The following is a 12,540-nucleotide window of genomic DNA, read 5'->3' on the forward strand; positions in this document are numbered from 1 at the left end:
CCTTCACAGGGCGGCGTTGAAGACGGAATTGGTGTCCAGAAGATATTGGGAGATGATCGGGCCGCTGGCGGCGCCGATGGCGCGGGCGTTGGGGCCGATGGCGCCGCATTCGATGCGGGGCAGGATCAGGCCGCGGGCGTCGAGAGCCGCCAAAGCGGCGCGGGTGCGGTCGACCAGGGCCGCGCGGATGGTGTCGGGCAGGGCGCCGTCGATCAGCACCGCTTCGAAATCCATCACCGCGCAGGTCGCGAGGCTGGCGCGGGCGATGGCGTCTGCGGCCTGATCCAGCCAGGGGGTGACCTCGGCGTCAAATCCGGACCAATGCATCGGCAGCTGCCAGAGCTGGCCGGGATCCTTGCCCGCATCGCGCAGGCGCTGTTCGAGGAGGTGGATGGAGGCAAGGTCCAGGAGCTTTGCCTCCTGTCCGTCGGGGCCAAGCATCGACAGGGAGCCAAGCGCGCCGGCGTTGCCTTGATTGCCCTCCAGCACCCGGTGGTTCAGCACCACGCCGCCACCGATGAAGGCGCCGACGAAAAAATAGGCGTAATCGCGATAGGCCTTGCCCCGGCCATACATATGTTCGGCGCGGCAGGCGGCGGTGGCATCATTGACCACATGCACGGGCAGGGCGCTGAAGCGCGCAATTTCAGATGTGAAATCAACCGTCTGCCAGTCGGCCAGCGCCTCTGCGGGGGCGTTGATCTGGGCATGCCAGGTCCAGAGCTGGAAGGGGGCAGCAACGCCGATGCCGCAGATGCGCGGGTGCAGCTCTGGCGGCAGTGCCGCCTCGATCTGGCGCATGCTGTCGCGCAGGAAGTCAAAGACCACCGCGGGCGTGGGGTAGGGGTAGCGCAGCCGCAGCTGTTGGCGCACCGCACCGCAGACATCCATCAACAGCACCTCGACGCTGCGGCGGCCGATCTTCAGCCCGTAGGAGAAGAGGCCGTCAGGATTGAGACCCATGGGCACCGACGGCTTGCCAACCCGGCCGCGCTGGGTCTCGCCACGCCTGAGCAGCCCATCGGTTTCCAGCTTACGCAGGATGACGGAGACAGTCTGTGGCGACAGGCCGGTCCCCCGGGCCAACGCGCTGCCGGGCATCGCCCCGTTGCGCTGCAAGAGAGACAGGATCAGTCGTTCGTTGAACACGCGGACACCGGTCTGATTGACACCGCCGGTCAGGGATCTGGCTTGTTCTTGTTTCATGCGGCGGACCCTAATCACGCTTTGAGATCTTAGGAAAGTGCGGATATCGATTTAATAAGTCAAGTTGATTTACTTATTGACAGGGAGGTCAGAATCACGGCCCTCTATGGGCGACACGACGGCTGGCCCGTCCTGTGTTTGTTTGTGCGTTATGATGCTGAGGGAGGACATCATGAAGAAATTGCTATTGGGAACTGCGCTTGGATTTGCGGCCATGTCTGGCAGCGCCTTTGCGGCGGAGGGCGTGACGGCCTGCCTGATCACCAAGACCGACACCAATCCGTTTTTCGTCAAGATGAAAGAGGGCGCCGAGGCCAAGGCGGCAGAGCTGGGCATGACGCTCAAAAGCTTTGCCGGGAAGGTGGATGGCGACCATGAAACCCAGGTGGCGGCGATTGAGACCTGTATCGCCGATGGGGCGAAGGGGATCCTGCTGACCGCCTCTGATACCTCGTCGATCGTGCCAGCGGTGCAGCAGGCGCGCGATGCGGGGCTGGTGGTGATTGCGCTGGATACCCCGCTGGAGCCGATTGATTCCGCCGATGCCACATTTGCCACCGACAATTTTCTGGCGGGTGAGCTGATCGGCAAATGGGCGGCAGCAAGCCTGGGCGATGAGGCGGCCAATGCAAAGATTGCCATGCTGGATCTGGCTGTCAGCCAGCCCACGGTGGGCGTGCTGCGCGATCAGGGATTTCTGCAGGGGTTTGGCATTGATCTGGGCGATCCCAACAAATGGGGCGACGAGACCGATCCGCGCATTGTCGGCAATGATATCACCGCAGGCAATGAAGAAGGTGGTCGCCGCGCGATGGAGAACCTGCTGGCGAAGGATCCTATGATCAATGTGGTCTATACGATCAACGAGCCAGCGGCTGCGGGTGCCTATGAGGCGCTGAAGGCGATCGGGCGTGAAAATGACGTGCTGATTGTATCCGTGGACGGTGGGTGCCCGGGCGTGCAGAATATCAAGGACGGTGTGATCGGGGCCACATCGCAGCAATATCCGCTGTTGATGGCCTCCAAAGGGATCGAGGCGATCAGCGCCTGGGCCACCACTGGAGAGAAACCCGCGCCGACACCGGGTAAGGCGTTTTTTGACACCGGCGTGGCGCTGGTGACGGATCAGCCTGCTGAGGGCGTCGAGAGCATCAACACCGAAGAGGGCACCAACCTCTGCTGGGGCTAAGTCCGGGCATCCGGTTCGGCCTGACCTCTTGACGACAGATTGGCAGCGCCACCGGATACGCAGGCATATCTCGCAGGCGATCATACCAGCCCATCGAGCAGATCATGGGTGCTGAAATAGACAGGGGCGGTGGCAACATCGCCCCCTCTGCACCGCTGCGGATCTGATCCGCAGTTCAATCCCCGGATCGGGACCATGCGACCCGCCCGGATGCCGGATGTTACGGAGACAGATATGACCACGCCCCAAAGCTATGAAGCGGCGGCCAGCGGCAGCCCCGAGGCCGTTGCGGATTTTGACCAGGGAGAGGCCTCCTTTATCAGCCGATTGCAGCATCTTCTGCATGTGACGCCATCGCTGGTGCCGCTGATTGTGCTGGTGTTGTCGGTGATCGTGTTTGGCCTGCTGCTGGGGAGTAAGTTCTTCTCCCCCTTTGCACTGACGCTGATCCTGCAGCAGGTGGGTATTGTCGGCATCGTGGCTTGTGCACAGTCGCTGGTGATCCTGACGGCAGGGATCGACCTGTCGGTGGGCGCCATCATGGTGCTGAGTTCGGTGGTGATGGGTCAATTCACCTTTCGCTACGGGTTGCCGGTTGAGGTGGCGGTGGCCTCGGGCCTGATCTGCGGCACGCTTTGCGGATTTATCAACGGCTGGTTGGTGGCGCGGATGAAGCTGCCGCCGTTCATCGTGACGCTGGGCATGTGGCAGATCGTGCTGGCGACGAATTTCCTCTATTCCGCCAATGAGACCATTCGCAGCCAGACCATCGCCGCCGAGGCGCCGCTGTTGCAGCTGTTCGGCGAGAAGATCAAAATCGGCGGCGCGGTGTTCACCTATGGGGTGATCTTCATGGTGGTTCTGGTGCTGTTGTTGGCCTATGTGCTGCGCCACACAGCCTGGGGCCGACATGTATATGCGGTTGGCGACGACCCGGAGGCAGCGGAGCTGTCGGGGGTCAAGGTCACGCGAGTGCTGATCTCGGTCTATATGCTGTCGGGTCTGATCTGCGCCTTTGCCGGTTGGGCGATGATCGGGCGGATCGGATCGGTGTCGCCGACTTCGGGCCAGCTGGCGAACATCGAGAGCATCACGGCTGTGGTGATCGGCGGGATCTCACTGTTTGGCGGGCGCGGGTCGATCCTTGGGACGTTTTTCGGGGCGCTGATTGTCGGGGTCTTTACCTTGGGGCTGCGCCTGCTGGGGGCGGATGCACAGTGGACTTATCTGCTGATTGGCCTTCTCATCATTGCGGCGGTGGCCGTGGATCAATGGATCAGAAAGGTGTCTGTCTGATGGAACCCATTTTGAAAGCCCGCGGTCTGGTGAAGCGTTACGGGCGTGTGACGGCGCTGGACCATTGCGATTTTGATCTGATGCCGGGAGAGATCCTTGCGGTGATCGGTGACAATGGGGCCGGGAAATCCTCGCTGATCAAGGCGATTTCCGGCGCGGTGATCCCGGATGCGGGGGAGGTCTGGTTGGAGGGGCGCAAGGTGGCGTTCCAATCGCCGATTGATGCGCGTGAAGAGGGGATCGAGACGGTTTATCAGACGCTTGCAATGTCGCCTGCGCTGTCGATTGCCGACAATATGTTCATGGGGCGTGAGCTGCGCAAACCCGGCTGGCGCGGCAATCTGCTGCGGCAGCTGGATCGCGCCCGCATGGAGCAGGTCGCCCGTGACAAGCTGAACGAGCTGGGCTTGGCGACGATTCAGAATATCAATCAGGCGGTGGAAACCCTGTCGGGCGGTCAGCGTCAGGGCGTGGCCGTTGCGCGGGCGGCGGCCTTTGGCTCCAAGGTGATCATTCTGGATGAGCCAACGGCGGCGCTGGGCGTCAAGGAGAGCCGCCGGGTGTTGGAGTTAATTCAGGACGTAAAATCACGCGGCATTCCGATCATCCTGATCAGCCACAATATGCCCCATGTGTTTGAGGTTGCGGATCGCATCCATGTGCACCGGCTGGGCAAGCGGCTCTGCGTGATTGATCCCAAACAGCACAGCATGTCGGATGCGGTGGCGTATATGACCGGCGCGCAGGTGCCGTCCGAGGATCTGACGGCGGCATGACGCGGGAGGTGACATCACTGGCGGATCTGGTCACTGCCATTGAGGCGCTGCCATGTCGGCCCGGTCGGGCGCGGCGACTGGTGGCGCTGGCAGGCGCGCCGGGCAGTGGCAAATCCACCCTCGCAGAGCTGCTGGTGCGGGCGCTCTGTGCGCAGGGGACGTCAGCCGCGGTGGTGCCGATGGACGGGTTTCATCTGGACAACCGGCTGTTGTCGGAGATGGATCTGCTGGCACGGAAAGGCACGCCGGAGAGCTTTGATCAGGCGGGGTTTCGGCGGCTGATAGCGGCCATGGCGGTAGACGAAGAAGTGATTTACCCTGAATTTGACCGCGCGCAGGACATTGCCATCGCAGGTGCCGCACGGGTGGATGCAGGTGTTGAGGTCGCCGTGGTGGAAGGCAATTATCTGATGTTTGACGCGCCGGGCTGGCGCGATCTGGCGGCATTGTGGGATGTATCGGTGCGGGTCGATGTCCCGCGTGAGACGCTGCGTGAGCGCCTTGTGGCGCGCTGGCAGGCCCATGGCCTGAACGACGCTGAGGCAGAAGCGCGGGCGGAGGGCAATGACCTGGCCAATGCAGATCGTGTGGCCGCCGCCTCCCTGCCTGTGGATGTGATCTGGAGAGGTAAGACAGAATGATCCTGTGTTGTGGAGAAGCGCTGATCGATATGATCCCGGCGCCGGTCGCGGGGGGCGTGGCCACCATGGATGGCGCCGAGGCGCAGACCGGGTTTGTGCCCCATTGCGGCGGCGCGGTGTTCAATACGGCGATTGCGCTGGGGCGGCTTGGGCAGGAAACCGGCCTGTTCACCGGCCTGTCGCGCGACCTGTTCGGCCAGCAACTGGCGGCGGCCCTGACGGCGTCACATGTGGATCACGGGTTTGCCGAACGGTCAGATCAGCCCTCTACTCTGGCTTTTGTGCATCTGCGTGACGGTCATGCGGAGTATCATTTCTTTGATGAGAATTCTGCCGGGGCCAGCCTGCGTCCTGACCGGTTGCCGGAGTTGTCTGAGGATGTGGAGACGTTGTTCTTTGGCGGGATTTCCCTGTGCAATGGCGCTGCGGCAGAGACCTATGCAACGCTGGCGGCCCGCGAGCGGGGACGCCGGATCATCATGATCGACCCCAATGTGCGGGCCGGGTTTGCCAAGGATGAGACGGCCTATCGCAGCCGCTTGGCGGCGATGGTGGCGGGGGCCGGGATTGTCAAAGTCTCGGATGAGGATCTGCACTGGATCTATCCCGGTGATGCACCGATTGAGGAGAAAATCCGTCAGGTTCTGACCGGGGAGACCGAGAGCGGGCCAGGGTTGGTGATCCTGACGCTGGGCAGCAAGGGCGCGAAGGGGTTCCTGCGATCCGGCCCCACGGTCGAGGTTCCCGCACAGATGGCGGTGGTTGCGGATACGGTCGGGGCTGGCGATACGTTTAATGCAGGCTTTCTGGCCGCGGCGAGCGAGGCAGGCGTGCTGGCGGATGCGGCCCGCGGTGAGATGGATCCCGAACAGCTGCGCGCCTGTCTGGGATACGGTGCGCGGGCGGCGGCTGTCACGGTGTCCCGTCCCGGTGCCAATCCGCCCTGGCGGGGCGAGCTGGAGGGCTAGCACGCTCGATCCAATCCCCATCAATGCCAGATTTGTTGAGGTGCCGCCCCGCTGAGACCGCCGGTGTCGCGCGTCGCGTTTGGGATTGCCCGATCTCGAATGTTCATGTATTGTTCCTATGAATTGTGCAGCGAAGGATTGATGTGATGATTGACGGGAGCTGTTGCTGTGGAGCGGTCAAATTCCGACTGAAGGCGGAGCCAAGCATGATGGGCACGTGCCATTGTTCGCGCTGCCGAAAGGCGGGGGCGAGCACCATCGTTTTTGTGAAACGGGAAGATCTGACCTGGGTCGCGGGCAGGGATCAGGTGGCCCTCTACCAGCCGGGTACGCCGTATAAATACGGAAGATGTTTCTGTAGGATCTGCGGCAGCTCGCTTGGTGAAATCCTATCCGAGGAGGATAGTTTCCCGATTGCCGCAAATGCGCTGGACAGCGAGATCTCGACCAGAAACCGGTTCCATGAATTCGTGTCGGAGAAGCCCGGCTGGTATGAGATTTGCGACGATGCGCCGAAATCCAGCGGTCATCCGGCCTGATCCACCTGCTTTGAGCGGCGTATAGCCGTGGCCGTCCCGCAGCGCCGTTTGCACAGGGCTGCGGGCTTGTCTCTGTCAGAGCTCTGGGTCAGCGTGGCAGTTGGCTGGCGGCGCGGGCGAGGTCGCGGATGCCGTCCCAGTCACCTGCCTCAATCAGTTTCGCCGGGGCCACCCAGCTGCCGCCGACGCAGACCACGTTGGACAGCGACAGGTAGCTGTTTGCATTGTCAGGGCTGACGCCGCCGGTGGGGCAGAAGCTGATCTGTGGCAGCGGGGCGCCAATGGCCTTGAGCGCGGGCGCGCCGCCCGAGGCCTCAGCCGGGAAGAATTTCAGCATGTCATAGCCGCGGTCCAGCAGGCGCATCGCTTCGGAGGCGGTGGCAGCACCGGGCAGCATCGGTAGGCCTGCGGCTTCCGCCGCGTCCAGCAGCGTGTCGGTGGCACCGGGGGAGACGCCGAACTGTGCCCCGGCAGCGACGGCGCGGGTGACATCCTCTGGCGTGATCAGCGTACCGGCACCAACAACGCCGCCTTTCACCGTCGCCATTTCGGCGATCACATCCAGTGCGGCGGGGGTGCGCAGGGTGACTTCCAGCGCGGGTAGGCCACCGGCGACCAGCGCCTCTGCCAGCGGGCGGGCGTGGGCGACGTCATGGACAACCAGAACCGGCACGATGGGGGCCAGTTGGCAGATCTCGCGGGCACGGGTGCTGGCGTCTTGTGGGGTGATGGCCATGGGTCAGTCTCCGATCAAGGTCGAGAATACGGTGGCGCCGGTGTCGGCAGAGGTGACGGCATTGCGGAACAGCGCGAACATCTCGCGGCCGGTGCCATGCTGATAGGCGGAGAGATCGGCGACCACCGGGTCACGGTCGTCAAAGCCCTCGGCCATGACCTCTAGCGTCCCGGTGAGGGCATCAACCCGCACCATGTCACCGTCGCGTAGTTTGGCAATCGGGCCAGCATCCAGCGCTTCCGGCACCACATGGATGGCGGAGGGGATCTTACCCGAGGCGCCGGACATGCGGCCATCGGTGACCAGCGCAACCTTCTGACCGCGCCCCTGCATGATGCCGAGGAAGGGCGTCATCGAATGCAGCTCCGGCATGCCGTTGGCCTTCGGCCCCTGGAAGCGAACCACGATGACAACGTCGCCTTTGTCCAGTTCCCCGGCCTTGAAGGCGGCTTTTGCTTCCTCCTGATCGTGGAACACACGGGCCGGGGCTTCGACCACGCGATGTTCGGGCGCGACAGCGGAGATTTTCATCACCCCGGTGCCGAGATTGCCAGACAGGCGGGAAAGCCCGCCGGTGGGCTGGAAGGGGTCGCTTGCCGGACGAATGATCTTGTCGTTGAGGGTCTCAGCCGCGCCGGGTTTCCAGACCAGACCATCATCACCAAGGAAGGGTTCGGCGGTGTAGCTCTCCAATCCGCTGCCCGCGACCGTGCGGGTGTCGGCGTGAAGGTGACCTGAGTTCAGCAACTGACCGATCACGTAGCCCAGCCCACCTGCGGCATGGAAGTGGTTCACATCGGCAAGACCGTTTGGATAGACCCGCGCCAAGAGCGGCACCACGTCGGAGAGGTCAGAGAAATCCTGCCAGTCGAGAATGATGCCACCAGCACGGGCCATCGCGATCAGGTGGATCAGCAGGTTGGTGGAGCCGCCGGTGGTCATCAGCCCGACGATGCCGTTCACATAGGCACGCTCATCCAGAATATCGCAGACCGGCGTGTAATCATTGCCAAGCGCGCTGAGCGCCAAGGCACGGCGGGCGCCTTCTTCCGTGAGAGCGGCACGCATATCGGTGCCGGGATTGACGAAGGAGGAGCCGGGCAGGTGCAGGCCCATGAACTCCATTAGCATCTGGTTGGTATTGGCGGTGCCATAAAAGGTGCAGGTGCCGGGACCGTGATAGGCGGCCATTTCGGACTTGAGCAGCTCGTCACGCCCGATTTCACCAGCGGCGAATTTCTGACGGACCTTGGCCTTGTCGTCGTTGGAAATGCCGGAGGTCATCGGACCGGCGGGCAGGAACACTGCTGGCAGATGGCCAAAGACCTGCGCGCCGATGACCAGACCCGGCACGATCTTGTCGCAGACGCCGAGGTAGACGGTGGCGTCAAAGACATTGTGGCTGAGGGCGATGCCGGTGGCCATGGCGATGGTGTCGCGGGAGAACAGGCTCAGCTCCATTCCCGCCTCGCCCTGGGTGACGCCATCGCACATGGCAGGCACGCCACCGGCTACCTGTGCGGTGCCGCCGACGCGGCGCACGGCGTCGCGGATCCGCTGCGGGTAGGTTTCAAACGGCTGATGCGCCGAGAGCATATCGTTATAGGCGGTCACAATGCCGAGGTGCCCGGCGGTGCCTTCGGCGAGGGGCATCTGATCCTCACCGGTGGCGGCATAGGCGTGCGCCTGACCGCTGCACGAGAGATGGGCGCGGGCAGGGCCTTTGCCCTTGGCGGCGCGCATCCGGGCCAGATAGGCAGCGCGGGGTTTGGCGCTGCGGGCGATAATTCGGTCTGTGACGTCGCGGACTGTTTGGTTCAAACGCATCAGGTGCCTCTTTCAGTCAGTCAGGTGCCGGTTGGTCGGATCGTGTCGGGAGCGAGAACAAGCAGGTTCAGGAGCCGATGCCGCGCCAGCGTCGGTTGTCGCGGTGCATCAGGAGCAGCGCATCCTCTGGCCCGGAGCTGCCGGGATCATAGGGCTGTGGGCTGTCATTGCTGTTGTCGGCCCAGCCCGCGATGATTGGATCGGCCCAAGCCCAGGCGGCCTCGACCTCATCACCGCGCATGAACAGGGTCTGGTTGCCCCGGATCACATCCATGATCAGCCGTTCATAGGCGTCCTGCGGGCGTCCGGCCTCTGGCAGGCTGTCGGCGAAGGTCATGTCGAGATTGGCGCCGGTGAGGCGCATGCCGCCGGGGCCGGGATCCTTGATGGTGGTGCGCAGGGTGATGCCCTCGTCCGGTTGCAGGCGGATCACCAGCACATTGCCCTTGATTCCGCCGGTGCCGGTGTCCTCGGCAAAGATGTTGTGCGGCGGGTCGCGGAAGAACACGGCGATTTCCGACTCGCGGGCGCGCAGGCATTTGCCGGTGCGCAGGTAAAACGGCGTGCTTAGCCCATCGCCAATTGGCGACCTCCACCTTCATCGCGATGAAGCTTTCGGTGGTGCTGGCAGGATTGCCTGCATGGTCGCGGTAGGAGTCCCCTTCCGGGCCGCGATATTGGCCGCGGGCAATCTGATCCGGGGCGACGGGGTTCAGCGCCTCGATCACCTTGACCTTCTCGTCGCGCACGGCGTTGGGGGTGAAGCGGGCGGGAGGTTCCATCGCGGTGAGGCATAAGAGCTGCATCAGGTGGTTCTGGACCATATCGCGCATGGCACCGGATTTGTCATAATATTCGCCGCGCCCTTTGACGCCGATGCTCTCGGCGACGGTGATCTGCACATGGTCGATGTGTGAGGAATTCCACAGGGGTTCGAAGAGAGAATTGGCAAAGCGCAGGGCCATCAGGTTCTGGACGGTCTCTTTGCCCAGATAATGGTCGATCCTGTAGATCTGGTGCTCTTCGAAATTGGCGCGTAGGGCGGCATTCAGCGCCTGGGCTGAGGCCAGATCATGGCCGAAGGGTTTTTCCAACACGATACGGCTGTCGGGGGTGGCGATCCCGGTGGAGCGCAGACGGCCCGCGATATCGGGGAACAGGCTGGGCCCGACGGAGAGGTAGAAGGCGCGGATGGCATCATCGCGCAGCAGATCACCAAGCGCCTGCCAGCCGTTGTCGCCGCGCGCGTCTACAGCGGTGTAGTGCAGCAGATCCACGAAGGCTGCGATTTCGTCGTCGCTGGTCTCGCCCGGCTGGCCATAGGTGCGGATGGCGTCGGCGACCATCTCCTGAAACCCCTTGCGGTCCATTTCGCTGCGCGAGGTGCCGATGATGCGGCAATCGTCAGAGAACTGTCCGATCTGGAAACGGTGGAACAGGCTGGGCAGTATCTTGCGGCGGGCGAGGTCCCCGGTCGCACCAAACAGCACGAGATCAAAGGACTGGACGGGAATGACGCGGGATACCATGGCTTTTTCTCTGTGAGCTGAAGGGGGCGGAAGGGCGGCAGGCGGATCAGGTGAGTTTGGACAGCAGGCCCCGGGTGGAGCCATCTTTGGCCTCATAAGCTTCGGGCGGGGCGGAGCCATCGACCAGCGGCAGCAGGCTGACGGCCAGTTCTTTGCCCAGCTCCACGCCCCATTGGTCAAAGGAGTTCAGCCCCCAGATCACCCCTTCGACAAAGACGCGGTGTTCATAAAGTGCGATCAGCTGGCCAAGCACAAAGGGCGTCAGTTTCGGATAGGCGAGGGTCACAGAGGGACGATTGCCAGCAAAGGACAGGTGCCCGGCCATCTGCTCCAATGCCTCACCGGTGAAGCCGCGTTTGGCGGCGATGGCGCGGGCGTCCGCGTGCGAGCGGCCCAGCATCAGAGCTTCGGACTGGGCGAGGCAGTTGGAGACCAGAAGCTGGTGGTGGTGGGTCAGATCCCCCTCATGCGCCTCGGCCGCGATAAGGAATTCAGCAGGCACCACGCGGGTGCCCTGATGCAGCAGTTGATAGAAGGCGTGCTGACCGTTGGTGCCGGGTTCGCCCCAGACAATCGGGCCAGAGTCGCGCGGCAGTGGGTTACCATCCAATGCGACGCTCTTGCCGTTGCTTTCCATATCCAGCTGCTGGAGATAGGCGGGGAAGCGGGCCAGACGCTGGTCATAGGGCAGGATCGCGCGGCTGTCGTAGCCGCAGATATTGTGGTGCCAGATGCCGGTCATCGCGAGCATCACCGGCAGGTTCTCGCGGAACGGTGCGGTGCGAAAATGCGCATCCATCGCAGCGGCACCGGACAGGAACTGGCGGAAATCCTCCGCCCCGATGGCGATCATGATCGGCAGACCCACCGGTCCCCAGAGCGAGTAGCGCCCGCCCACCCAATCGGCAAAACCGAAGACCCGTTCGGGGGTAATGCCAAAGGCGGCGGTTTTGTCCTGCGCGGTGGAGACGGCGGCCAGATGGGCGGAGGTGTCCTCTCCCAGCGTGGCGCGCAGCCAGTCCAGCACGGTGCGGGCGTTGGTCATGGTTTCAATGGTGGTGAAGGTCTTGGACGCGATGATGACCAATGTGGTCTGCGGATCCAGCCCCTTCAGCGTGTCGGCGATATGGGCGCCATCCACATTGGACACAAAGTGGCAGCGGGGGCCATTATGATAAGGCGCCAGCGCCAGGGTCGCCATGGCGGGACCAAGGTCAGAGCCACCAATGCCAATGTTGATCACATCGGTGAATTTGGCACCGGTACTGGAGCGTAGGGTGCCATCGCGCAGCGCCTCGGCGAAGCTCTCCATCTGTTGCAGGGTCTGGCGGATGGCAGGCAGGACATCGTCACCATCGACCTTGATCGCGGTATCGGTCTGCGCCCGCAGGGCAGTGTGCAGCACGGCGCGGTCTTCGGTGGTGTTGATTTTCTCACCGCGGAACATCTGGCTGATGCGATCCGCGAGGCCCGCCTCAGCGGTGAGACGCTCGAGCAGCGAGAGCGCGGTGGTGTCCAGCGCGGTTTTGGAATAATCCAGAAGCAGGCCGTCGGTTTCGGCAGAGAAAGTCTGAAACCGGTCGGGCGCGTCAAACAGCGACAGCAGCGCGGTATCGGCAGTCTGTGCGTGGTGCTCTGCCAGAAGTTGCCAGGTCTGCGTCATCGTCGGTCTCCCTCGGTTGGTCTTGCCCTGTTGTGATCCATCCAGTTGCAAATCACTCCGGGGCACCGCTGCCGTATAGTTAGCGCTAACATGTGCATTTGTAACGCCCTAATATAGCAGGCCGCCGGAATAGGCCCAATAGATCGGTCCGGTGAGATGTGCCTGAAACA

Annotated in this window: 10 protein-coding genes and 1 pseudogene; 6 read left to right on the forward strand and 5 right to left on the reverse strand. The window is 63.1% G+C overall.

Annotated elements, in window-relative coordinates; all coding sequences use genetic code 11:
* Window positions 1–3 precede the first annotated feature (3 nt).
* A complete protein-coding gene (locus L0Z65_RS00300) occupies window positions 4–1,206 on the reverse strand; it encodes an ROK family protein (RefSeq protein ID WP_405109682.1) in 1,203 nt (400 codons plus the stop codon).
* Between the two features lie 172 nt (window positions 1,207–1,378).
* Here L0Z65_RS00300 and L0Z65_RS00305 point away from each other — a divergent pair, with 172 nt between their 5' ends.
* From L0Z65_RS00305 to L0Z65_RS00330, 6 genes are all read left to right on the forward strand, one after another.
* Entirely contained in the window at window positions 1,379–2,395 is a 1,017-nt protein-coding gene (locus L0Z65_RS00305) for a sugar ABC transporter substrate-binding protein (RefSeq protein ID WP_405109685.1), read from the forward strand.
* Window positions 2,396–2,629: 234 nt separating this feature from the next.
* Window positions 2,630–3,691: an ABC transporter permease gene (locus L0Z65_RS00310; protein WP_405109688.1), complete on the forward strand. Its 1,062-nt coding sequence runs from the start codon at window positions 2,630–2,632 to the stop codon at window positions 3,689–3,691.
* The gene (locus L0Z65_RS00315; protein WP_040175555.1) at window positions 3,691–4,467 is read left to right on the forward strand and encodes an ATP-binding cassette domain-containing protein; all 777 of its coding nucleotides are present in this window, start codon (window positions 3,691–3,693) and stop codon (window positions 4,465–4,467) included. The genes L0Z65_RS00310 and L0Z65_RS00315 overlap by 1 nt, the downstream gene beginning before the upstream one ends.
* Window positions 4,464–5,108: an AAA family ATPase gene (locus L0Z65_RS00320; RefSeq protein WP_405109692.1), complete on the forward strand. Its 645-nt coding sequence runs from the start codon at window positions 4,464–4,466 to the stop codon at window positions 5,106–5,108. Before L0Z65_RS00315 ends, L0Z65_RS00320 begins: the two co-directional genes overlap by 4 nt.
* On the forward strand, window positions 5,105–6,076 hold the full coding sequence (locus L0Z65_RS00325) for a carbohydrate kinase (protein WP_405109695.1): 972 nt from the start codon (window positions 5,105–5,107) through the stop codon (window positions 6,074–6,076). The genes L0Z65_RS00320 and L0Z65_RS00325 overlap by 4 nt, the downstream gene beginning before the upstream one ends.
* A 146-nt stretch (window positions 6,077–6,222) precedes the next feature.
* Window positions 6,223–6,615 carry a GFA family protein gene (locus L0Z65_RS00330; protein WP_405109698.1) on the forward strand — a complete coding sequence of 131 codons (393 nt, stop codon included), beginning with the start codon at window positions 6,223–6,225 and terminating at the stop codon, window positions 6,613–6,615.
* Window positions 6,616–6,703: 88 nt separating this feature from the next.
* Here L0Z65_RS00330 and eda read toward each other — a convergent pair whose 3' ends face one another.
* The 4 genes and pseudogenes from eda to pgi form a co-directional block, all read right to left on the reverse strand.
* On the reverse strand, window positions 6,704–7,351 hold the full coding sequence (gene eda, locus L0Z65_RS00335; protein ID WP_405109701.1) for a bifunctional 4-hydroxy-2-oxoglutarate aldolase/2-dehydro-3-deoxy-phosphogluconate aldolase: 648 nt from the start codon (window positions 7,349–7,351) through the stop codon (window positions 6,704–6,706).
* A 3-nt stretch (window positions 7,352–7,354) separates the two neighbouring features.
* Complete coding sequence (gene edd / locus L0Z65_RS00340; protein ID WP_405109704.1) at window positions 7,355–9,178, reverse strand: phosphogluconate dehydratase; 1,824 nt, start codon at window positions 9,176–9,178, stop codon at window positions 7,355–7,357.
* 67 nt (window positions 9,179–9,245) lie between these two features.
* Window positions 9,246–10,707 (reverse strand): annotated as a pseudogene (zwf, locus tag L0Z65_RS00345) (glucose-6-phosphate dehydrogenase).
* 46 nt (window positions 10,708–10,753) lie between these two features.
* Complete coding sequence (pgi, locus tag L0Z65_RS00350; protein WP_405109707.1) at window positions 10,754–12,370, reverse strand: glucose-6-phosphate isomerase; 1,617 nt, start codon at window positions 12,368–12,370, stop codon at window positions 10,754–10,756.
* Window positions 12,371–12,540: the final 170 nt, after the last annotated feature.

The sequence above is a fragment of the Phaeobacter sp. BS52 genome, assembly GCF_045040595.1.
GTDB lineage: Bacteria > Pseudomonadota > Alphaproteobacteria > Rhodobacterales > Rhodobacteraceae > Phaeobacter > Phaeobacter piscinae.